The sequence below is a fragment of the Halomonas campaniensis genome, assembly GCF_014193375.1.
Classification (GTDB): domain Bacteria; phylum Pseudomonadota; class Gammaproteobacteria; order Pseudomonadales; family Halomonadaceae; genus Halomonas; species Halomonas campaniensis.
In genome coordinates, this window is sequence record NZ_JACHZF010000014.1 from 84,414 (window position 1) to 105,642 (window position 21,229).

Here is a 21,229-nt window from a genome sequence, read left to right on the forward strand (position 1 = left end):
CCTTGGGCGGTGTGTCGGGCGCGTTTCTGCCACAATAGCAGACCGCTTTCCCCAGACCTTCTTCCCTGCTGCCGCGAGAGTGCCCATGTCCGCATCCGCCGAGTCCACCCGGGATCAGGCCCTGGCCGCCACCCGCGCCTGGGTCGAGACCTTCGTGGTCGCCCGCAACGTCTGCCCCTTCGCCGGCCGCGAGGTGGCCCGCGACTCCATCCGCTACGTGGCGGTGGACGCCGGCGACTGGGAGGGTGCCCTGCACCGCCTGGTGGCCGAGTGCGAGCGCCTCGACGAGAGCCCCGAGATCGAGACCACCCTGCTGGTGCTGACCCCGGGGCTCGAGGCCTTCGACGACTACCTGGACTTCCTCGCCGTGGCCGAGGCGCTGCTGGCCGACCAGGGGTATGAGGGCACCTACCAGCTGGCGAGCTTCCACCCCGACTACTGCTTCGAGGGGGAGGCATTGGACGATCCCGCCAACTTCACCAACCGCTCGCCGTATCCCATGCTGCACCTGCTGCGCGAGGCGGGCCTCGAGCGGGCGCTTGAGCACTATCCGGACCCCGAGGCGATCCCCGAGCGCAACGTCGCGGCCATGCGCGAGCTGGGCACCGAGATGCTGGCCGGCGCGCTGGCGGCGCTGCGTGACGGCAAGCGTTGATATCCGGGATGGCCGGGGGTGCGGCGGGTCGTTAGTCTCGATGCTCCCCCTGACAAACAAGGAGTGCGTGGCATGAACCAGGTGACCCGAGCCGGCGCGCCGGTGGATGTGGCCGGCGATTTTCCCCGGGTGGGCCAGGCGGCTCCCGCCCTGACCCTGACCAATACCGACATGGCCGATGTGACGCTCGCCGACTTCGCCGGCAAGCGCAAGGTGCTCAACATCATTCCCAGCATCGACACCCCCACCTGCGCCACCTCGACCCGCAAGTTCAACGAGCTGGCCTCCCGCATGGCCGATACCGTGGTGCTGGTGGTCTCCGCCGACCTGCCATTCGCCGCCAAGCGCTTCTGCGGGGCCGAGGGTCTGGACGACGTCGAGACGCTCTCCACCTTCCGCTACCCCGAGTTCCACCGGGACTGGGGCGTGGCCCTGTCCAGCGGCGTGATGAGCGGCCTCTGTGCCCGGGCGGTGGTGGTGCTCGACGCGAACGACCGGGTGATCCATGCCGAGCTGGTGCCCGAGATCAAGCAGGAGCCGGACTACGAGGCGGCGCTCAAGGCGCTGGAGGCCCAGGCGACCGCCTGAGGCCCTGGCCGAGCCTATCTCGAATCTCCGCCCCGGGACGCGCCGGCAGGCGGTGGCAAGATTCCCGGGACGTCTACACTGTGGTGGCCATTCATGTCTTCACGGCCACCCATCAGGAGAGTGACCCATGAGCATTACCAAGACGGCTTCCGCCCGCTGGCAGGGCGGCATCAAGAACGGCAAGGGCACGGTGTCCACCGAGAGCGGCGTGCTGAAGGAGACGCCCTATGACTTCCGCCAGCGCTTCGAGGGCCAGCCGGGCTCCAACCCGGAGGAGCTGATCGGTGCGGCCCATGCCGGCTGCTACTCCATGGCGCTGTCGCTGATCCTGGGCGAGGCCGGCATGGAGCCCGAGAGTATCGATACCCGGGCCACCGTGACCCTGGCCGAGGATCCCGCGGGCGGCTTCCATATCCCGAGCATCCACCTGGTGACCCGGGTGAAGATCCCGGGGGCCGACCGGGCCGCCTTCGAGGAGTGTGCCGAGCAGGCCAAGGCCGGCTGTCCGGTCTCCAAGCTGCTCAATGCCGAGATCACCCTGGAGGCCACCCTGGAGAGCTGATCGGGGGGCTACCAGGCCCTGCCATGAGCCACGACGGCCACCCTCGGGCGGCCGTCGTCACGGTGGCCGTCGTCGCGTCAGGCGGTCGGCTCGCCCGCCGGCCGGTCGCGGTGGCGGGCGGCGGCCTTGACCAGGGCGCGGATCAGCCGCTGCTGGGGGCGATTGAAGATCAGCCACTCGGGGTGCCACTGCACGCCGATCAGGAAGTCGTGGTCCCGGGACTCGATGCCCTGCACCAGGCCGTCGCGGTCCCGGGCGACGATCTCGATGCCGCGGCCGGCCCGCTGGACCGCCTGGTGGTGCAGGCTGTTGATGCGGCACCAGCTGACCCGCAGGATCCGGTGCAGCCGGCTGTCGCCGACGATGTCCACGGTCTTGCGCGGCAGCACCGTGCGCCGCCGCTTGAGCCCCTCGTGGGTGGTGTAGATGTCCGGGTCCAGGGTGCCGCCCAGGTAGACGTTGATCAACTGGGCGCCGCGGCAGATGCCCAGCACCGGGGCGCCGGTGGGGATGAAGCGCTCCAGCAGCTCGAGCTCGAGCTCGTCGCGCTGGGGGTCGACCCGCACGTCGAGCTGTACCTCGGCGTTGTAGAGATGGGCCTGGATGTCGTCGCCGCCGCCGATGATCAGGCCGTCGAGATGCTCGGGCAGCGGGCGCGAGGGCGACAGCCGCTGCGGGCGGCCGCCGTGGCGCCATACCGCGAACCAGTCGAAGAGCCAGGCGATCTGGCTCTTGTCGTCGGAGGTGGTGATGCCGATCAGCGGACGGGTGTCGCTCACGAGGTCCCCACCCAGCCGCGCATGCGCAGCCACAGCCGGGCCAGCGGGGAGCGGGTGTGCTTGGCCACGTAGCCGGCGCTGCGCTTGGCCAACAGCTCCTTGTCCGCGGCCAGCTTCTCCACCTCGAGCCAGCGGTTCCACTCCGTCACCGAGCCCCAGCCGGGCTCCGAGAGCCGCGCATCGGGCAGCCGGTAGTGGAAGGTCGGGCGGGCCTTGACCAGCTTGTTGTGGAACAGCTCGTGGGGAAAGTCCGGCCGCAGGTGGGCGAACAGCGGGGTCATGTCGAGCTCGCGATTGCGGGTCGGGTTGTCCTCCAGGTAGTCGCCGATCAGGGTGTCGAGGTCCGGCGCATAGCGGGGGGCGAGCACCTTCAGGGCATAGGGCTTGGGGAAGGGGTTGGCGTGGGGCAGCACCTCCCGGGTGATGTCCACGTCGATCTGCTCGCGCAGCCACTCGGCGGTCAGCAGGTAGGCGCGCAGGTGGTCCAGCAGGCTCTCGGTCTCGAGGCTGGGGACCTCAGGGTTGAGGTGCAGGCCGAAGCCGTAGAGCAGGCTGGCGTCGGTGCCCTTGGCCCCGTGCTGGCGCAGCGCCGCGAACAGCGCGTCGAGCTCGTCGAGCTCGTTCCAGGGGACCGGTGGGCAGACGATCTCGGTGGGCACCAGGCCCGTGACCACGTCGCCGATCAGCTCGCGGGTGCGGCTGTGGAAGTCGACGCGCATCTGGTGCCGTTGGCGCTCCCACTCGGTGTCGTCCTTCGGGCCGGCATTGATCACCGCGTCGTCGGGGTGGGCATACTGGGTGTCCAGCTCGATGACGAAGTCGCCCCAGCGGGTGCCTTCCACCTTGAGCCGGTGGGGGCTCTTGACGACCACCTCGCCTCCGAAGAGCTCGCGGACCAGGTCGGCGGTGTCCCGCGGTGGCAGGCCGGCGAACTCGATCTCGACCCCCACGCGACGGATCTCGCCATCGGGATTACGGGGCTCGGGTGGCGGTAGCGGCGTCATGACGGCATCCTGTGCGTGACATGGGGCGTTTTTCCCGAGCCTATCACAGCGAATGGACCCCAGGCAGGCTCGCGGCGACGCCCCGCCCCCGATCCCCCGGAATGGAGAGCCGATGTTGCCCAGCCCCTGCCGTGACTCCCTGACCCGCTGCCCGATGACGCGCTGGCTGCTGGCACTGACGCTGCTGTTCGTCGGGCTGCTGCTGGCCGCACCGGCCCAGGCCCAGCAGGTCGGGCTGGCCGGCCTGGTCACGTCCGAGGAGGGCGAGGCGCATGATCCCCGGGAATTCCAGGATGCCCTGGAGCGCATCATCGCCACTCTCGAGGATGCCGAGCAGCGCGGCGCGCTGCTGGAGAACCTGCGCGACCTCCAGGCGGCGCACGGCGAGGCCACGGAGGAGGGAGCGATCGCCCCACGCCAGGGGCTGCTCGGGGCCCTGGCCGAGACCCTGAGCGACCTGGGCGAGCAGGCCGAGGCGGGCCAGTCGCCGTTCGACCAGTGGGAGCGCCAGCTCGAGGAGGGCTGGGAGGACCTGAGCACCCTGGTCAGCGAGACCGGCAACGCCGACCTGATGCGCTTCCTGGTCGAGGGCACGGTGCTGCTGGGCATCTGGGCCGGGCTGCTGGTGATCCTGATCGCCCTGGGACGCCTGCTGGCCAGGCGCCACGGCTGGCCCCTGGACCTCCCCCGGGAGCCTCGCGGCTGGCTGCTGGCGGTGCACTTCCTGCGCCGCATGCTGCCCTGGGCGCTCGCCTTCGCGCTGGTGCTGGGCGTCGCCCAACTGGTGCCCGAGAGCTCCGGTCGGGTGATGGCCCTGGTGGTGGCCTATGTGGCGCTGTGCGGTCGCACCCTCTCGGTGGTGGTGGAGACCTTCGTCTCGGTGTTCACCCGCGGCCACCGCTTCATCGCCGTGCAGATCCTGCAGCAGCGGGCGCTGCGCCCGCTGTTCATGATCGGTGCGCTGGTCGCCCTGGGCGATGCCTTCAATTCCGAGCGCCTGTCGAGCCTGGTGGGGATCGAGCTGGCCGGCCTGCTCTCGGTGCTGGCCAACATGCTGGCGGCACTGATCAGCGCCCGCTTCATCCTGCGCTTCAAGCGGCCCGTCAAGCACATCATCCGCAACCGGCCCTGGCGCGAGCGCCGCGACAGCGGCGGCAGCGCCAGCGTGGTCGGCGTGCTGGGCCGGCTGTGGCACGTGCCGGCCATGCTGCTGGTGGGAGGCTCGCTACTGGCGATCTTCGTCACCGGCGGCGACGTGGGCACCGCGCTGGCGCGGTCGATCATCTCGGCGTCGCTGCTGGTGCTGGCGCTGGTGGTGACCGGGCTGATCCGCCGCCACAGCGAGCGGCGCAAGCGGGTCCAGCAGCGCCGCCGGGGCAGCCAGTACCGCCAGCGCCTGGAGCGCTTCGGCTATGTACTGGCCCATGCGGCCACCTGGCTGGCCTTCGTCGAGCTGTCGCTGCAGGTATGGAGCGGCTCGCTGGTCGGCATCGGCCAGCAGGGGGTGGCCAGCGCGCGCATCGGCCAGGCGCTGCTGGCCATCGCCCTGACGCTGCTGCTCGCCTGGCTGGCCTGGATCTTCGCCGACACCGCCATCCAGCGCGCCCTCACCAGCTCGACCCGGGCCCGCGGCCGGCGGGTCAACCAGGCGCGGGCCCAGACCATCACGCCGATGATCCGCAACGTGATCTTCACCACCATCGTGATCATCGCCGCCATCGTCGGGCTGGCCAACCTGGGGGTCAACGTCACGCCGCTGCTGGCCGGTGCCGGTGTGATCGGCCTGGCCATCGGCTTCGGCGCCCAGACCCTGGTCCAGGACCTGATCACCGGCATCTTCATCCTCATCGAGGACTCCCTGGCGGTGGACGACTTCGTGCAGATCAATGGCCACATGGGCACCGTGGAGGGGCTGACCCTGCGCACCGTGCGCCTGCGCGACCTGGACGGGGTGGTGCACATCATCACCTTCAGCCGCATCGACTCCATCCACAACATGTCGCGGCAGTTCGGCATCGCGCTGATGAAGATCCGCATCCCCCACGACATGAAGATCGACGATGCCATCAGCCTGATGCAGGAGACGGCCCTCGAGCTGCGCCAGGATCCGATGATGCGCCACTACATCTGGTCGCCGCTGGAGATGCAGGGCATCCAGGCCTTCGAGGAGGGCTGCCCGATCCTGCGGATGCGCTTCCGCACCGCCCCGGAGATGCAGTGGGACGTGGCCCGCGCCTTCAACCTGCTGCTGCGCCAGCGCATGGAGGAGCAGCACATCGACCTCGGGGTGCCGCGCCTCAGCGTCAGCATGGAGGGGCGCGGCGGCGGCCGCCTGGACGGTAGCGCCGAGCGCGGCGACGGCCGCGATGCCAGCGGGCGCGAGCCCGGCGAGGCGGGCGCGGCCGATCCCGGGGGTGACACCAGCGCCCGTGGCGCCTCGCCGGATCCGTCGCAGTGATCACCATCGAGCGCCAGGACAGCTTTCACCTCAAGGTCTCACGGGCGCTGCAGGAGGAGACCTCCCACCGGCTCGACCTCTTCCTCTTCGTGCCCGGAGAGCTGGGGCTCTCCACCCACGTGATCTCCGAGGAGGAGTTCTACCACGCGGCGATCCACGTCAAGCGCACCTACTACAGCGACCGCCACCACCTGCCGCTGGTGCTCAGCCGCCTGGCGGAGCGCGGCAAGCTGGATGCCGGGCAGTACCGGCTGAGCCTGAGCCTCTACGCCTACCAGTACGTGGTGGCCCTGGAGCGCTCCACCCGCACGCTGCTGGAGGCGGCCCGGGAGGCCCGCCGGGCCGAAAAGCAGGGCAGCGAGAAGGGGAATGGCCGGGGGAGTGGAAAGGGCAGTGGAAGCGAGGGCACCGACAAGCCGCGCGAGAATGGCGGGGCGACGCCACACGCCGGGAAGCGCCCGGCGGGCAGCGACCCCGCCGAGGGGGAGCCGGCGACCCTGGAGGCGCGGCTCGAGGAGCTGGCCGAGCTGGCCACCGGCATCCTGCGCCGCCTGCGGCGCCAGCAGCCCGCCGAGGAGAGCCTGCACCGCTACTACGCCACCATCGACAACTACCTCTCCTGGTTCACCGAGCAGCGCCTGCTGGCGCTGGTGGCCCACCTGCCCCGCGGCGGCCGCTGCCGGGAGGTGCGGGCGCGGCTGCTGGCGATCTGCCGGGACGAGGCCGACTACCGCCGGGCCCGCGAGTACAACTCCGAGCGCGTGATCCGGGACCCGACGCGCATGTCCAACAAGATGCGCCTGCTGCGCCGGCTGATCGAGTATCCGGTGACCCTCAAGCAGCGCCAACAGGAGCTGGGCGGGGGCGAGCAGAAGGCGGTCAAGGCCTTCGCCACCGCGGTGGTGATGGTGTTCGTCTCGCTGGGCCTGCTGGAGGCCCGCGACACCCTGGCGGACATCACCGCGCTGTTCGTGCTGGCCATGGCGGTGATCTACGCCCTGCGCGAGGTGTTCAAGGATGACCTGCGCAACACCCTGTGGCGCCTGCTGCGGAAGGGGCGCCCCAAGTGGCGCCGCCAGTACCTGGACCCGACCCGCAACACCCTGGTGGGCCGGCAGCTGGAGTGGTTCGACTACAAGCGTTTCGTCAAGCTCGACGAGGAGATCCGCCGGGTGCGCAAGCGCAACGTCGCCCAGCGCGAGGAGGTGGTGCTGCACTACCGCTCCAGCTCGCGGATGTCGCCGACCCGCTTCATGAGCGGCTACGACCATACCCGCGAGACGCTGACCCTCGACCTCTCCGTGCTGGCACGGCTGATGGACAAGGGCAGCCACCATGTCTATCGGCTCGAGGACGGGGAGGTGGTGCGCGAGGCGGTGGAGAAGCGCCACCTGATCAACCTGGTGCTGCGCGAGGCGCAGGGAGACCGGCCGCCGATCCTGCAGCGCTGGAAGATCGTGATGAGCCGCTCGCGGATCGTCGACGTGGAGCGGGTCCACGCCGAGGGGCCGGGCCAGGAGGCGGAGCCGGGTGCCTGAGCCGGCGCGGCCGGGTCAGCCCAGGTTCTCGGGGCCCAGGTTCCCGGGGCTGAGATTCTCGGGGCCGAAGGCATCCGGGAGCAGCTCGGCCATGGTGTACTCCCTGAGCAGCCGCCCCTCGGCATCCACCACCCGGATCCGCGTGGCGTCGTCGGCAAACTCGCGGATGCGCTGCCGGCAGTCGCCGCAAGGGGTGCAGAGGTGCGCGCCGGGGCCGATCACCCAGACCTCGCGCAGGTGCCGCTCCCCGGCGCTGGCCATGGCGGCGATCGCCGAGGCCTCGGCGCAGATCCCCTTGTAGTGGGCCACCTCCACGTTGGCGCCGGCGTAGCGGCGGCCGCTTTCGCTGACCACCACCGCGCCCACCGGATGGTGCGAATAGGGCGCGTAGGCTCGGTCCCGCACCGCGACCAGCTCGCCGACCAGCGTCGGGTCGAGGGGCGTTCGGCTCATGGGGTCACCCCCCGGCTGGCGTCGTCGCGCAGCACGGCCTCCAGGGCCACGTGCATCATGTCGTCGAAGGTGCGCTCGCGGTCGGCGCTCGAGAGGGAGTCGCCCCTGAGGATATGGTCCGAGACCGTGCAGAGCGTTGCGGCCCGGGCGCCGAATTCCGCGGCGACGCCGTAGAGCCCGGCGGCCTCCATTTCCACCCCGACGATGCCGTAGCGCCTGAGCAGCTCGGCGGTCTCGGGGCGCGGGTCGTAGAAGAGGTCCGCGGAGAAGAGGTTGCCCACCTTCACCGGCAGGCCGCGGTCGGCGGCCGCGTCCACGACTTGGCGGGTCAGCTCGAAGTCAGCGATGGCGGCGAAGTCCATGCCGGCGAAGCGGCTGCGGTTGACGCCCGAATCGGTGCAGGCGCCCAGGCCGACCACCACGTCGCGCACCGCCACGTCGTCGCGCACCGCGCCGCAGGAACCGACGCGGATCAGCCGTGTCACGCCATAGTCGGTGATCAGCTCCTTGGCGTAGATCGATACCGAGGGGATGCCCATGCCGTGGCCCATCACCGAGATCGCCCGGCCCCGGTAGGTGCCGGTGTAGCCGGACATGTTGCGCACCGTGTTCACCTGGCGCACCTGCTCCAGGTAGGTCTCGGCGATGTACTTCGCCCGCAGCGGGTCGCCGGGCATCAGCACGGTGTCGGCGAAGTCGCCCGGCTCGGCGTTGATATGGGGAGTCGCCATCACTGGCCTCCTGTCGCGGGGTGGTCGAGGAAAGCGGTGCCGTCCGCCATGGGCGGAAGGCCCAGGAAGGCGGCCAGGCTCTGGCCGATATCGGCGAAGGTCTCGCGCGCCCCCAGGCTGCCGGGGGAGAGCCCGCCCCCCAGCGCCAGCACCGGGACGTGCTCGCGGGTATGGTCGGTGCCGGCCCAGGTAGGGTCGCAGCCGTGGTCGGCGGTGAGGATCAGCAGGTCGTCCTCGCCGAGCCTGGCCAGCAGCTCGGGCAGGCGGGTGTCGAAGTGCTCCAGGGCCGCCGCGTAGCCGGCCACGTCACGGCGGTGGCCGTGGACCATGTCGAAGTCGACGAAGTTGGTCATCACCAGGCTGCGGTCGCCGGCCGTCTCCAGCGCCGCCAGGGTGGCGTCCATCAGGGCGTCGTGGCCGCTGGCCTTCACCGTGCGCGAGATGCCGCAGTGGGCATAGATGTCGGCGATCTTGCCGATGGCGATCACCTCGCCCCCGGCGTCATGCAGCTTTTGCAGGACGGTGGGGGCGGGCGGCTCGACGCTGTAGTCGCGGCGGTTGGCGGTGCGGGTGAAGCCGGCCGCGTCCGACCCGGTGAAGGGACGGGCGATGACGCGGCCGATGTTCCAGGGCTCGAGCAGGCGGCGCGCCGTCTCGCAGACCGCGTAGAGCCGCTCCAGGCCGAAGGCCTCCTCATGGGCGGCGATCTGGAACACCGAATCGGCGGAGGTGTAGACGATGGGCCTGCCGGTGGCGAGGTGGGCCTCGCCGAGGCGCGCGATGATCTCGGTGCCCGAGGCGTGGCAGTCGCCCAGTACCCCGGGCAATCCGGCCTCGCGGACCAGGGCCTCGAGCAGCTCGGGCGGGAAGCTCTGCTCGCGGTCGAGGAAGTAGCCCCACTCGAAGCGCACCGGGACCCCGGCGATCTCCCAGTGGCCCGAGGGGGTGTCCTTGCCGGAGGAGAGCTCCCGGGCGTGGCCCCAGGCGCCGACCACCTCGGTGGGCACCGCGACGCCCTCGGCCCAGGCGCCGGTGCTGGCGTGGTGGGCGTGGAAGAGCCCCAGCCGGGCCAGGTTCGGCAGCGCGAGCGGGCCCGCCCGGCCCCGCGCGTCGCACTCGCCGCGGGCGCAGGCCGCGGCGATATGGCCCAGGGTGTCGGCGCCGGCATCGCCGAAGTGCCCGGCATCGGGGGTGGCGCCGATGCCGAAGGAGTCGAGCACGAGCAGGATGGCGCGGGTCATGGGGCCTCCCGGCGAAGGGTGTCATGGATCAGTGTAGGCACGGTGACCGGGGCGTCGCCCACGGCGATGGCCGCGCGGAGCCGGCGCTCGGCCCGCTCGGCCTCGGCCTCGCTGGCCGCCCGGATCCGCGCCAGCGGGCGTTCGGCGTCCACCGCCTCGCCGATGGCAGCGATGTCGCAGAGCCCCACCGCGGGGTCGATGGCCGCGTCCGGGACACGGCGACCGCCGCCGAGGGTCACCACCGCCAGCCCCAGCTCGCGGGTGTCGATCGCCTGCACCCGGCCGGGGCGCTCGGCGAACACCGCCCGGCTCACCGGCGCCTCGGGCAGGTGGCGGTTGGGGTGCTCGAGCAGGTCGGCGGGCCCGCCCAGGCCCGAGACCATGCGGGCGAAGCGCTCGGCGGCGGCGCCCGAGGCCAGCGCCGCGTCGAGCCGGGCCAGGGCCGCCTCGCGGGAGTCGGCCAGGCGCCCGGCCAGCAGCAGCTCGGCGGCAAGCGTGCGGGTCACCGTCAGCAGCCGGCCATCGCGGACCTGGCCGGTGAGCAGGCGGATCGCCTCGTGGACCTCGATGGCGTTGCCGGCGCAGGGCGCCAGCGGCTGGCTCATGTCAGTGACCAGGGCGGTGGTCGGCGTGCCGGCTTGGCTGGCCACCTCGGCGATGGTCGTGGCGAGTTCGACGGACGCGTCGTGGCTGGGCATGAAGGCGCCGCTGCCGGTCTTGACGTCCATCACCAGGGCGTCGAGGCCGCAGGCGAGCTTCTTGCCGAGGATCGAGCTGACGATCAGCGGCAGCGACTCCACCGTGGCGGTGACGTCGCGGATGGCGTAGAGGCGCCGGTCGGCCGGGGCCAGGTCGGCGGTCTGGCCGATGATCGCCACGCCCGCCGTCCTGACCAGGCGGCGGAAGGCGGCGGTGTCCGGGGTGACGGCGACGCCGGGGATCGCCTCGAGCTTGTCCAGGGTGCCGCCGGTGTGGCCCAGGCCGCGACCGGAGATCATCGGCACGAAGCCGCCGCAGGCGGCGACCCAGGGGCCCAGCACCAGCGAGACCAGGTCGCCCACGCCGCCGGTGGAGTGCTTGTCGAGCCGCGGGCCGGGCAGGTCCAGGTCGTCCCAGGCCAGGGTCTGGCCGGAGTCGCGGATCGCCTCGGTGAGGGCCACCGTCTCGTCGGTGTCCATGCCGTTGAGGAAGATCGCCATGGCCAGCGCCCCGACCTGGGCGTCGGAGAGCGAGCCGTCGCTGATGCCGGCCACCAGCTCGGCGATCGCCTCGGGCGACAGCGAATGGCCGTCACGCTTGGCGCGGATCCGCTCCTGAGGCAGCGACGCAGAGGGCTGGGCATGCGGCGCCATCAGTAGCCTCCCTGGCTCCCGGCGGGCGCGGTCATCACGCCCAGGGTCTCGAGCAGGCTGTCGAGCAGCCCGGAGGCGCCGAAGCGGAAGTGCGCGGGGGTGATCCAGGCGGCGCCCATCAGCCGCTCGGCCAGCTGCAGGTAGGCCTGGGCGTCCTCGACGGTACGCACGCCGCCGGCGGCCTTGACGCCCACGTCGCGGCCGCTGGCCCGGATCGCCTCGAGCAGGATCTCGGCGGCTTCCAGGGTGGCGTTGACCGCCACCTTGCCGGTGGAGGTCTTGAGGAAGTCGGCGCCGCCCTCGATGGCCAGCTCGGCGGCCCGGCGGATCAGCGCGGGGTCCTCGAGCTCACCGGTCTCGAGGATCACCTTGAGCACGGCATCGCCGGCGGCCTGGTGGCAGCAGGCGACCAGCTCGCGGCCGGTCTCCTCGTCGCCGGCCAGCAGGGCACGCCAGGGGAAGACCACGTCCACCTCGTCGGCGCCGGCGGCCACCGCCTCGCGGGTCGCCCGGGCGGCGGCCATGATGTCGTCGCCCCCGTCGGGGAAGTTGGTGACCGTGGCCACCTTGACCCGGCCCTCCAGCTCCAGGGCCTTGAGGGTGCGGCGGGCGGTGGTGACGAAGGCCGGGTAGACGCAGACCGCGGCGGGGGTGCCGGCGGGGGTCTTCACGCGGCGGCACAGCGACTCGATGCGCGCGTCGGTATCGTCGTCGTTGAGGCTGGTCAGGTCCATCAGGGAGAGCGCCTGGCGGGCGGCGCGTTGCAGGTCGGTCATGCGGGCACCATCGAGTGGGTGAGCGGATTGGCGTCGGGAACGGCCGGGGAGCAGCGGCGTGGCGCTCCCCGGCGGGTGAGGGGCCTCAGCCCAGCGCCCCCAGGGCGAGGAAGAAGCCGGCCAGCGAGGCCGACATCAGGTTGGAGAGGGTACCGGCCAGCACTGCCTTGAGGCCGAAGCGGGCGATCTCGGGGCGGCGGTTGGGGGCGATGCTGCCCAGGCCGCCCAGCAGGATCGCGATGGACGACAGGTTGGCGAAGCCGCACAGCGCGAACGACAGGATCGCCATGGTATGCGGGGTCATCACCTGGCCGGTGGCGGCCACCAGCTGGTCGCCCTCCAGGTAGGGGGCGAGGTTGATGTAGGCGACGAACTCGTTGACCACCAGCTTCTGGCCGATGAAGGAGCCGGCCAGGGTCGCCTCCTCCCAGGGCACGCCGAGCAGGAAGGCCAGCGGGGCGAACAGCCAGCCGAGGATCCACTCCAGGCTCAGCGACTCCAGGCCGATCCAGCCGCCGATGCCGCCGAGCATGCCGTTGATCAGCGCGATCAGGCCGATGAAGGCGAGCAGCATGGCGCCCACGTTGGCCGCCAGGCGCAGCCCGGAGCTGGCGCCGTTGGCCGCGGCGTCGAGCACGTTGGCGGGCCGGTCATCCTCCTCGATCACGTCCGGGACCTGCTCCTCGTCGTCCACCGGCTCGCGGGTCTCGGGCATGATCAGCTTGGCGAACAGCAGCCCGCCCGGGGCGGCCATGAAGGAGGCGGCCACCAGGTACTCCATGGGAATCCCCAGGGCGGCGTAGCCCGCCAGCACCGAGCCGGCCACCGAGGCCAGGCCGCCGCACATCACCGCGAAGAGCTGCGAGGGGGTCATGCGGGCGATGAAGGGGCGCACCACCAGCGGCGCCTCGGTCTGGCCGACGAAGATGTTGGCGGTGGCGGAGAGCGATTCGGTGCGCGAGGTGCCCAGGGCCTTCTGCAGGGCCCCGCCGAGCAGGCGGATGACCCACTGCATGATGCCCAGGTAGTAGAGCACGGCGATCAGCGACGAGAAGAAGATGATCACCGGCAGCACCTTGATGGCGAACACGAAGCCGACGCTCTCCACGTCGGCCAGGCCGCCGAACAGGAAGTCGATGCCGTCGTTGGCGTAGAGCACCACCTGGCTGACGGCGGAGGAGATGGCCTGCAGCACCGCCTGGCCGAAGGGCACGTAGAGCACGAAAGCGCCGATGCCGGCCTGGATGGCGAAGGCGCCACCCACGGTTCGCAGGCGGATCGCGCGGCGGTCGGTGGAGAAGATCAGGGCGATGGCGATCAGCGTCACCATGCCGACCAGGCTCATCAGGAGAGTCATGGAGGCACCTGCTGGCGGCTGCGTCCGCCCGGCGGGGCGGCGGAGTGGATGTGGTGTGAAACCTATAACATTTCCTGTTATTTTTCTAACATTTTCCGTCCCGATCCTCCCGGAGCCCATGCCGATGAATCCCCGCAGCGCCCAACGACTGGCACGACTCGCCGATGCCCTGGCCCGGGGCGGGCGCCTGCGCCTCGCCGAGGCCGCCGCCCTCTGCGAGGTCTCCGAGATGACCATCCGCCGTGACCTGGCGGCCGGCGATGGCCAGCTGGTGCTGATGGGCGGGCACCTGATGCGCGCCGATGACCCGCGCCAGGCGCCGGTCTACGACCTGGCGACCGAGCAGGATCGCCAGGCCCGGGCCAAGTACCGGCTCTGCGAGCGCGCCAGCGAGTTCGTGGAGGAGGGCGACACCCTGTTCATCGACTGCGGCACCACCCTGGTGCCGCTGGTCGGCCTGCTCGCGGGGCGGCGCGAGATCACGGTGGTGACCTATGCGCTCAACGTGGCCAATGCGGTCAGCGCCCTGCCCGAGGTGCGTCTGGTGCTGCTGGGCGGGCTCTATCACGCCAGCTCCCACTCCTTCGACGACGAGGGTGTGCACGAGGCGGTGCAGCGCCTGGGCATCAATCGGGCCTTCCTCTCGGCGGCGGGTGTGCATCGCCACAAGGGGATCAGCTGCTTCCACTTCCACGAGGTGGCCGCCAAGCGCGCCGCGATCGCCGCAGCCGGGGAGCGCATCCTGGTGGCCGACGAGACCAAGCTCGGGGTCATCCGTCCCGCCCGCTTCGCCGACCTCGCGGAGGTCGACGTGGTGATCACCGACGGGCAGGCGGGGCGTGACCTGCAGTGCGCGCGGCGTGCCGCGGACGGCGCCCCCCGGATCCTGCTGGCCGGGGAGCGTTGAAGAATCCTTGCGCCGGCTCAAGGCGCGCGGCGGCGGGCATTGCTATCTTCTGATAAAGGGCAGCGCCCGATGGGGGCCTGCCACAGGAACGAAACGCCAGCAGGTGGCCCGCCAGATGCGGGTCGCCCATTCACAACGCCCAGAGGACGCGCCATGCAAGCTGCAGACATCATGACTCGCAATGTCATCACCGTGGGGCCCGACAGCGAGGTGCGCGAGATCGCCACTCTGCTGCTCGAAAACGGCATCAGCGCCGTGCCCGTGGTGGATGCCGATGACAAGGTGCTGGGTATCGTCAGCGAAGGTGACCTGATGCGCCGCGTCGAGAACGGCGGCGGTCGCCGCAAGTCATGGTGGCTGAAGCTGGTGGCCGGCCACGACCCCGCCGACTACGTGAAGTCCCACGGTCGCCTGGCCCATGAGGTGATGACCCGCGACCCGATCACCATCGACGAGGAGATGCCGCTGCACAAGATCTCCACCCTGCTCGAGAAGCACCACATCAAGCGGGTGCCGGTGGTGACCGATGGCAAGCTGGTCGGCATCGTCAGCCGCTCCAACCTGCTGCGCGGCTTCTCGGTGGCCGAGCCCGAGGCCAGCGTGACCAGCGACGACCGGGAGATCCGCAAGGCGATCCTCAAGGAGGTCGACGAGAACACCGGCGTGCTGGTCGACCGCATCAATGTCATCGTCACCGAAGGCCGTGTTCAGCTGTGGGGCCTGGTGGAGAACCAGCAGGAGAAGATGGCCGTGCAGGTGGCCGCCGAGAACACGCCTGGCGTCAAGGCCGTGGAGAACAACCTGGGTTTCATCCCGCGGGGCGTCGGCAGCATCTGATCCGTTCATCGACACCCACGCAACGGGGCGGCCGATGGGCCGCCCCGTTGCGTTATGTCCCGCTGCGTCGCTGCGTCGCTGGGTGCCGTGACGCCACCGCCTCGCCGCCAGGGCAAGGCGGTCAGCGGGGGTCAGGCCTCGCCTGCCGGCACCGGCCGGGCCGCGGCCACCTGGTCCAGCGCCGCCTTCAGGTTGGCCAGGCTGCGCTCGCGGTCATGCAGCTTCTCCAGGCCGAACAGGCCGATGCGGAAGGTCTGGAAGCCCTCGCCCTCGTCGCACATCAGCGGCACGCCGCCGGCGACCTGCACGCCCGCCTCGGCGAACTTGCCGACCAACTCAGGGTCGTCGGTGTAGCAGACCACCACCCCCGGGGCCTCGAAGCCCGGCGCGGCCACGCTCCGGTAGCCGTACTCGGCCAGCAGCTCGCGTACCCCGTCGCCCAGCGCCTGCTGCTCCTCACGGACCCGCTCCAGGCCATAGGCCTCGATCTCGGCCATCACGTCGCGCAGCCGCACCAGGCCATCGGTGGGCAGGGTGGCATGATAGGCGTGGCCGCCGCCCTCGTAGGCTTCCATGATCTGCAGCCACTTCTTCAGGTCGCAGGAGAAGCTGGAGCTGGTGGTCTCATCGATGGTCTCCCGGGCCAGCCGCGACAGCATCACCATGCCGCAGCAGGGGGAGGCGCTCCAGCCCTTCTGGGGCGCGCTGACCAGCACGTCCACGCCGAGGTCCTGCATGTCGACCCAGATGGAGCCGGAGGCGATGCAGTCGAGTACCAGCAGTCCGCCCTCCTCGTGGATGGCATCGGCCACCTGGCGGATGTAGTCGTCGGGCAGCATGATCCCGGCGGAGGTCTCCACGTGGGGCATGAAGACGATGTCGGGCTGCTGGTCGCGGATCGACTCGATCACCTCCTCGAGATGCGCCGGCCTGAAGGGCGAGGTGGGATGGTTCTCGTCGAGGCGGCGCGCCTTGAGCACGTTGATGTCGGAGGAGATCCTGCCCATCTCGAGGATCTGGCTCCAGCGGTAGCTGAACCAGCCGTTGCGGATCACCAGGCAGCGACGCTCCTTGGCGAACTGCCGGGCCACCGCCTCCATGCCGAAGGTGCCGCTGCCCGGCACGATCACCGCGCTGTGCGCATGGTAGACCCGCTTGAGGCCGGCGGAGAGGTCACGCATCACTTCCTGGAAGCGAGCCGACATGTGGTTCAGGGCGCGGTCGGTGTAGACCACCGAGTACTCGAGCAGCCCATCGGGATCGACATCGGGTAGCAAGCCGGGCATTTCAGTCTCCGTGATGTGGCCGCGCCCCGGGAGGGCGCAGGCGAAGGGGCGTTCCTCCCCAGAGCATATTCCGATTCGGGGGTTCGGGCCAGCCGCGGCGGGCCGTCGCCGGTCGTCGGCCTTGACCTGGATCATCCCCGCGGCCGGTGCGTCGGTGGCACCGTTTATGCAGCGTGGTGGAGCGACTTGACGCTGCGCAGCATCGCGCCTAGCTTGAAATTTGGACATTTTCTGCAAACGTCTTAATTTTGGCCGGGAGCCCCGATGCCCGACAACAACAGCCGCACCCAGGCCCCGCTGATCCGCTTCGATGCCGTCCAGAAGACCTATGACGGCGAGACCCTGGTGGTCAAGGACCTCAACCTGGCCATCCACGAGGGGGAGTTCGTGACCCTGCTGGGCCCCTCCGGCTCCGGCAAGACGACCTGCCTGATGATGCTCGCCGGGTTCGAGAACCCCACCGGCGGCGACATCTACCTCGGCGACCAGCGCCTCAATACCGTGCCCCCCCACAAGCGCAACTTCGGCATGGTCTTCCAGAACTACGCCCTCTTCCCCCACATGACGGTGGAAGAGAACATCCGCTATCCGCTGAGGACCCGACGCCTGCCCGCCGCCGAGGCCGACCGCAAGGTCGCCGGCATCCTCGACATGATCAAGCTCGGCGAGTTTGCCGGGCGGCGACCCGCCCAGCTCTCCGGCGGCCAGCAGCAGCGGGTGGCGCTGGCCCGTGCCCTGGTGTTCGAGCCCCGGCTGATCCTGATGGACGAGCCCCTCGGCGCCCTGGACAAGCAGCTGCGCGAGCACATGCAGCTGGAGATCAAGCAGCTCCACGAGCAGCTCGGCCTCACCGTGGTGTTCGTCACCCACGACCAGAGCGAGGCGCTGACCATGTCGGACCGGGTGGCGGTGTTCAACGACGGGGTCATCCAGCAGATCGATACCCCCCAGGCCCTCTACGAGCACCCCGCCAACACCTTCGTGGCCCAGTTCATCGGCGAGAACAACACCCTGCCGGGGCGCATCGAGTCGGTGGCGGGCGAGCAGTGCCGGGTGCGCTTCGGCGACGACCACGTCACCGGGGCGCTGGTGGGGCCGGGGCTGGCCAGCGGCGACGCCACCCAGCTGTCGATCCGCCCGGAGCGCATCAAGCTCGACGGGGCGAGCCGCGACCTGGCCAACCGCCTGCAGGCCCGGGTGTGCGAGTTCATCTACCTGGGGGACCACCTGCGCATCCGCCTGGCGCTGGCCGGCAACGACCAGTTCGTGGCGCGGGTGCCGGTCGCCGAGTTCCAGAGCAGCATGCAGGCGGGCGACCTCGTCGAGGTCGGCTGGCGCGACGAGGATGTGCGCGCCCTGGACATGCCCGGCCCGCAATGACCGCCCGTCCGGGCACCACGAGAACCACAACCACAATCACCATCGGGAGAGTCCCATGACCCATCAGCCTTCCCCCCTCACGCCCCGCCGGCTGGCCCGCGGTGTCGCCGTCGGCGGCCTGCTCGCCGCCGGCCTGGCGCTGTCGACCGGCGCCCAGGCGCTGACCGTCATCTCCTTCGGCGGCGCCTCGGGGGACGCCATGCAGAAGGCCTACTACGGCCCCTTCGCCGAGCAGACCGGCGTCGACCTGACGCCCGGGGACTACAACGGCGAGCTGTCGCGCATCCGTGCCATGGTCGAGACCGGCAACGTCAGCTGGGACCTGGTGGAGATGGAGTCCCCCGAGCTGGCGCGCGGCTGCTTCGAGGGGCTGTTCGAGCCCATCGACTGGGAACGCCTGGGGCTCGCCGACACCCTGATCGACTCGGCCGTGGAGGAGTGCGGCGTGGGCACCTTCGTGTGGTCCACGGTGCTGGCCTTTGACGCCGACGCCCTGGAGGCCTCGCCCACCTCCTGGGCCGACTTCTGGGACGTCGAGCAGTTCCCCGGCACCCGCGGGCTGCGCCGCGGCGCCAAGTACACCCTGGAATTCGCGCTGATGGCCGACGGCGTGCCCGCCGACGAGGTCTACGCGGTGCTGGCCACCGACGAGGGGGTCGAGCGGGCCTTCGCCAAGCTCGACGAGATCAAGGAGCACATCCAGTGGTGGGAGGCCGGCGCCCAGCCGCCCCAGTGGCTGGTGGCCGGCGATGTGGTGATGACCTCCTCCTACAACGGCCGCATCGCCGCCGCCCAGGAGGAGGGCAACAACCTGGCGATCGTCTGGAACGAGAGCATCTACGACCTGGACTACTGGGCGATCGTCGCCGGCAGCGACCACGTCGACGAGGCCTACGACTTCATCGCCTTCGCCAGCCAGCCGGAGACCCAGGCGGTCTACTCCAGCGAGATCCCCTACGGCCCGGTGCACCCGGACGCCATCGCCCAGCTGGACGAGGAGCAGGCGCGGCGCATGCCCACCCACGAGGAGAACCTCGAGGGCGCACTGGCCATCGACACCGGCTTCTGGGTCGACTTCGGCGAGGAGCTCGAGCAGCGCTTCAACGCCTGGGCGGCGCGCTGATCCACCCCCGGCAGCGGCGCGAGCCGCTGCCCCCTCTTCCTGCGGCCGCGCCTGGCGCGGCCGGCACTGATCCGTCCGGGAGGCGCCCATGACCCGATCCGCCGCGTCGACACCGCCGGCCCGGCCGGCCGGCAACCTGCGGGCCCAGCTCAGGCGGGCCGAGCGGATGCGCAAGCTCCGGGCGGTGGCCCTGGTGGCCCCCCTGGCGCTGTTCCTGGTGATCGTCTTCGTGGTGCCCATCGGCAGCATGCTGTGGCGCAGCGTCGACAACAGCGAGCTGGCCTCGGTGATGCCGCAGACCGCGGCGGCCCTGCAGCAGTGGGACGGCACCGGCCTGCCCGACGAGGCCGCCATGGCGGCCTTCGCCGCGGAGCTGCGTGACTCCCGCCGCGGCGGCGGGCTCGGGCGCATCGGCCGGCGCCTCAACTACGAGGACACCGGCTATCGCGGGCTGCTGATGCGTACCCTGCGGGGGCTGCCGGCGGCGGGGGAGAGCATCGATGACTGGACGACGGCGCTGACGGAGATCGATGCGGCCTGGGGCGAGACCGCCACCTGGCTCGGCATCCAGCGCACCGCCCCGCCCACCACCGACCGCTACATGCTCGCCTCCCTGGACCTGGAGCGCGGCGCGGATGGCGAGATCCAGCGCGTCGACGCCGGGGATCGCCTCTACCAGGCGGTCTTCCAGCGCACCATGGTGATCGCCGGCGGGGTGACCCTGATCTGCCTGGCGCTGGGCTTCCCGCTGGCCTACCTGCTGGCCACGCTGCCGGCGAAGACCAGCAACCTGCTGATGATCCTGGTGCTGCTGCCGTTCTGGACCTCGCTGCTGGTGCGCACCGCGGCCTGGATCATCCTGCTGCAGTCCAACGGCCTGGCCAACCAGTCGCTGATGGCGCTGGGGCTGATCGAGTCGCCGCTGCAGCTGGTGTTCAACCGCATCGGGGTGTTCTTCGCCATGGTGCATATCCTGCTGCCCTTCATGGTGCTGCCGCTCTACAGCGTGATGAAGGGCATCTCGCCCAGCTACCAGCGTGCCGCGGTGTCGCTCGGCGCCCATCCCTTCGCGGCCTTCTGGCAGGTCTATGTGCCCCAGACGGTCTCCGGGGTGGCGGCGGGGACCATCCTGGTGTTCATCATGGCGCTGGGCTACTACATCACCCCGGCGCTGGTGGGCGGCCCCGCCGACCAGATGGTCAGCTACTACGTGGCCTACTACACCAACACCACCAACAACTGGGGCATGGCCGCGGCGCTGGGCAGCATCCTGCTGGTGGTCACCCTGCTGCTCTACCTGGTCTACCACCGCCTGGTGAATCGCAGGCAGCTGATCCGGCGCTGAGCCCGGGAGGAGAACGACATGGCACTGCCCCCCTACGCCTCGCCGGTGGAGCGGCTCTGGTTCTGGACGTTCCGGCTGCTGTGCGGCCTGGTGCTGCTGTTCCTGATCACCCCGGTGCTGGTGATCATCCCGCTCTCGTTCAGCAGCGGCTCCTTCCTGACCTACCCGCTGCCGGGCGTCTCGCTGCGCTGGTATGCGGCGATCTTCGATACCTCCGGCCCCTGGCTGGCGGCGCTCAAGAACAGCCTGATCGTCGCGCCGCTGGCGACGCTGCTGGCGATGGTCCTCGGCACCCTGGCCGCGGTGGGGCTCAACCGCGCCGATTTCCCCGGCAAGGGGATGCTCCTGGCGCTGCTGATCTCGCCCATGGTGGTGCCGCTGGTGATCGTCGCCGTGGGCATGTACTTCTTCTTCGCCCAGGTGGGACTGCTCAACTCCTACACCGGCCTGGTGCTGGCCCACACGGTGCTCGGCGTGCCCTTCGTGGTGATCACCGTGAACGCCACCCTGCAGGGCTTCGACTTCAACCAGGTGCGCGCCGGGGCCAGCCTGGGGGCGAGCCCGCTGCGGGTCTTCTTCACCGTGGTGCTGCCGCAGATCGTGCCGGGGGTGGTCTCCGGTGGGCTCTTCGCCTTCGCCACCTCCTTCGACGAGGTGGTGGTGGCGCTGTTCATCGCCAGCCCCACCGAGCGCACCCTGCCGATCCAGATGTTCTCCGGCATCCGCGAGAACATCAGCCCGGCCATCGCCGCCATGGCCACCATCCTGATCCTGCTATCGACCCTGCTGCTGGTGACCATGGAGCTGCTTCGCCGGCGCAGCGAACGGCTCAAGGGCAGCGTGGAGTAAGCCCCCCG

General features: G+C 70.6%; 20 protein-coding genes. 11 read left to right on the plus strand and 9 right to left on the minus strand.

All coding sequences use genetic code 11. The features are described 5' to 3' along the window. The first annotated feature begins 85 nt into the window (after positions 1 to 85). From BDK63_RS11040 to BDK63_RS11050, 3 genes are all read left to right on the plus strand, one after another. Positions 86 to 655, plus strand: coding sequence for a DUF1415 domain-containing protein (locus BDK63_RS11040; RefSeq protein WP_183331861.1), 570 nt, complete (start codon positions 86 to 88; stop codon positions 653 to 655). Positions 656 to 727: 72 nt separating this feature from the next. Next, positions 728 to 1,243 carry a thiol peroxidase gene (tpx, locus tag BDK63_RS11045; RefSeq protein WP_183331863.1) on the plus strand — a complete coding sequence of 172 codons (516 nt, stop codon included), beginning with the start codon at positions 728 to 730 and terminating at the stop codon, positions 1,241 to 1,243. A gap of 127 nt (positions 1,244 to 1,370) precedes the next feature. Continuing rightward, positions 1,371 to 1,805, plus strand: coding sequence for an OsmC family protein (locus tag BDK63_RS11050; RefSeq protein WP_183331865.1), 435 nt, complete (start codon positions 1,371 to 1,373; stop codon positions 1,803 to 1,805). Between the two features lie 77 nt (positions 1,806 to 1,882). On the opposite strand, the gene BDK63_RS11055 is transcribed toward BDK63_RS11050, so the two are convergent. Beyond that, positions 1,883 to 2,584: a gamma-glutamyl-gamma-aminobutyrate hydrolase family protein gene (locus BDK63_RS11055; protein WP_183331867.1), complete on the minus strand. Its 702-nt coding sequence runs from the start codon at positions 2,582 to 2,584 to the stop codon at positions 1,883 to 1,885. Continuing rightward, complete coding sequence (locus BDK63_RS11060) at positions 2,581 to 3,588, minus strand: amidoligase family protein (protein WP_183331869.1); 1,008 nt, start codon at positions 3,586 to 3,588, stop codon at positions 2,581 to 2,583. Before BDK63_RS11060 ends, BDK63_RS11055 begins: the two co-directional genes overlap by 4 nt. A gap of 112 nt (positions 3,589 to 3,700) precedes the next feature. On the opposite strand from BDK63_RS11060, the gene BDK63_RS11065 reads away from it, so the two are divergent. Both BDK63_RS11065 and BDK63_RS11070 read left to right on the plus strand, forming a co-directional pair. Continuing rightward, the gene (locus tag BDK63_RS11065) at positions 3,701 to 6,046 is read left to right on the plus strand and encodes a mechanosensitive ion channel family protein (protein ID WP_246386050.1); all 2,346 of its coding nucleotides are present in this window, start codon (positions 3,701 to 3,703) and stop codon (positions 6,044 to 6,046) included. Beyond that, the gene (locus BDK63_RS11070; protein WP_183331871.1) at positions 6,043 to 7,584 is read left to right on the plus strand and encodes a hypothetical protein; all 1,542 of its coding nucleotides are present in this window, start codon (positions 6,043 to 6,045) and stop codon (positions 7,582 to 7,584) included. Before BDK63_RS11065 ends, BDK63_RS11070 begins: the two co-directional genes overlap by 4 nt. A gap of 15 nt (positions 7,585 to 7,599) precedes the next feature. Here BDK63_RS11070 and cdd read toward each other — a convergent pair whose 3' ends face one another. The 6 genes from cdd to BDK63_RS11100 form a co-directional block, all read right to left on the minus strand. Beyond that, positions 7,600 to 8,037: a cytidine deaminase gene (gene cdd, locus BDK63_RS11075; RefSeq protein ID WP_183331873.1), complete on the minus strand. Its 438-nt coding sequence runs from the start codon at positions 8,035 to 8,037 to the stop codon at positions 7,600 to 7,602. After that, on the minus strand, positions 8,034 to 8,768 hold the full coding sequence (gene deoD, locus BDK63_RS11080) for a purine-nucleoside phosphorylase (protein WP_183331875.1): 735 nt from the start codon (positions 8,766 to 8,768) through the stop codon (positions 8,034 to 8,036). The genes cdd and deoD overlap by 4 nt, the downstream gene beginning before the upstream one ends. Then, on the minus strand, positions 8,768 to 10,009 hold the full coding sequence (locus BDK63_RS11085; protein WP_183331877.1) for a phosphopentomutase: 1,242 nt from the start codon (positions 10,007 to 10,009) through the stop codon (positions 8,768 to 8,770). Before BDK63_RS11085 ends, deoD begins: the two co-directional genes overlap by 1 nt. Beyond that, complete coding sequence (gene deoA, locus BDK63_RS11090) at positions 10,006 to 11,361, minus strand: thymidine phosphorylase (protein ID WP_183331879.1); 1,356 nt, start codon at positions 11,359 to 11,361, stop codon at positions 10,006 to 10,008. The genes BDK63_RS11085 and deoA overlap by 4 nt, the downstream gene beginning before the upstream one ends. Next, on the minus strand, positions 11,361 to 12,137 hold the full coding sequence (gene deoC, locus BDK63_RS11095; RefSeq protein ID WP_183331881.1) for a deoxyribose-phosphate aldolase: 777 nt from the start codon (positions 12,135 to 12,137) through the stop codon (positions 11,361 to 11,363). Before deoC ends, deoA begins: the two co-directional genes overlap by 1 nt. 85 nt (positions 12,138 to 12,222) lie before the next feature. After that, on the minus strand, positions 12,223 to 13,494 hold the full coding sequence (locus BDK63_RS11100; protein WP_183331883.1) for a NupC/NupG family nucleoside CNT transporter: 1,272 nt from the start codon (positions 13,492 to 13,494) through the stop codon (positions 12,223 to 12,225). A 124-nt stretch (positions 13,495 to 13,618) separates the two neighbouring features. Between BDK63_RS11100 and BDK63_RS11105 the strand changes: the two genes are divergently transcribed. Together BDK63_RS11105 and BDK63_RS11110 are read left to right on the plus strand one after the other, a co-directional pair. Beyond that, positions 13,619 to 14,401: a DeoR/GlpR family DNA-binding transcription regulator gene (locus tag BDK63_RS11105; protein WP_183331885.1), complete on the plus strand. Its 783-nt coding sequence runs from the start codon at positions 13,619 to 13,621 to the stop codon at positions 14,399 to 14,401. Positions 14,402 to 14,554: 153 nt separating this feature from the next. Then, the gene (locus tag BDK63_RS11110; protein ID WP_183331887.1) at positions 14,555 to 15,238 is read left to right on the plus strand and encodes a CBS domain-containing protein; all 684 of its coding nucleotides are present in this window, start codon (positions 14,555 to 14,557) and stop codon (positions 15,236 to 15,238) included. A 131-nt stretch (positions 15,239 to 15,369) separates the two neighbouring features. Here the strand turns inward: BDK63_RS11110 and BDK63_RS11115 are convergent, their stop codons facing one another. Next, the gene (locus BDK63_RS11115; RefSeq protein WP_183331889.1) at positions 15,370 to 16,524 is read right to left on the minus strand and encodes an aminotransferase class V-fold PLP-dependent enzyme; all 1,155 of its coding nucleotides are present in this window, start codon (positions 16,522 to 16,524) and stop codon (positions 15,370 to 15,372) included. Between the two features lie 264 nt (positions 16,525 to 16,788). On the opposite strand from BDK63_RS11115, the gene BDK63_RS11120 reads away from it, so the two are divergent. The 4 genes from BDK63_RS11120 to BDK63_RS11135 all read left to right on the plus strand — a co-directional run bounded on the left by BDK63_RS11120 (position 16,789) and on the right by BDK63_RS11135 (position 21,221). Then, positions 16,789 to 17,904 (plus strand): ABC transporter ATP-binding protein, encoded by a 1,116-nt coding sequence (locus tag BDK63_RS11120; protein WP_183331891.1) that lies wholly within the window; start codon positions 16,789 to 16,791, stop codon positions 17,902 to 17,904. Between the two features lie 55 nt (positions 17,905 to 17,959). Further along, entirely contained in the window at positions 17,960 to 19,027 is a 1,068-nt protein-coding gene (locus BDK63_RS11125; RefSeq protein WP_183331893.1) for an ABC transporter substrate-binding protein, read from the plus strand. A gap of 88 nt (positions 19,028 to 19,115) precedes the next feature. Continuing rightward, positions 19,116 to 20,372, plus strand: a complete 1,257-nt coding sequence (locus BDK63_RS11130; RefSeq protein WP_183331895.1) for an ABC transporter permease — start codon at positions 19,116 to 19,118, stop codon at positions 20,370 to 20,372. 18 nt (positions 20,373 to 20,390) lie between these two features. Then, positions 20,391 to 21,221: an ABC transporter permease gene (locus BDK63_RS11135; protein ID WP_183331897.1), complete on the plus strand. Its 831-nt coding sequence runs from the start codon at positions 20,391 to 20,393 to the stop codon at positions 21,219 to 21,221. Positions 21,222 to 21,229: the final 8 nt, after the last annotated feature.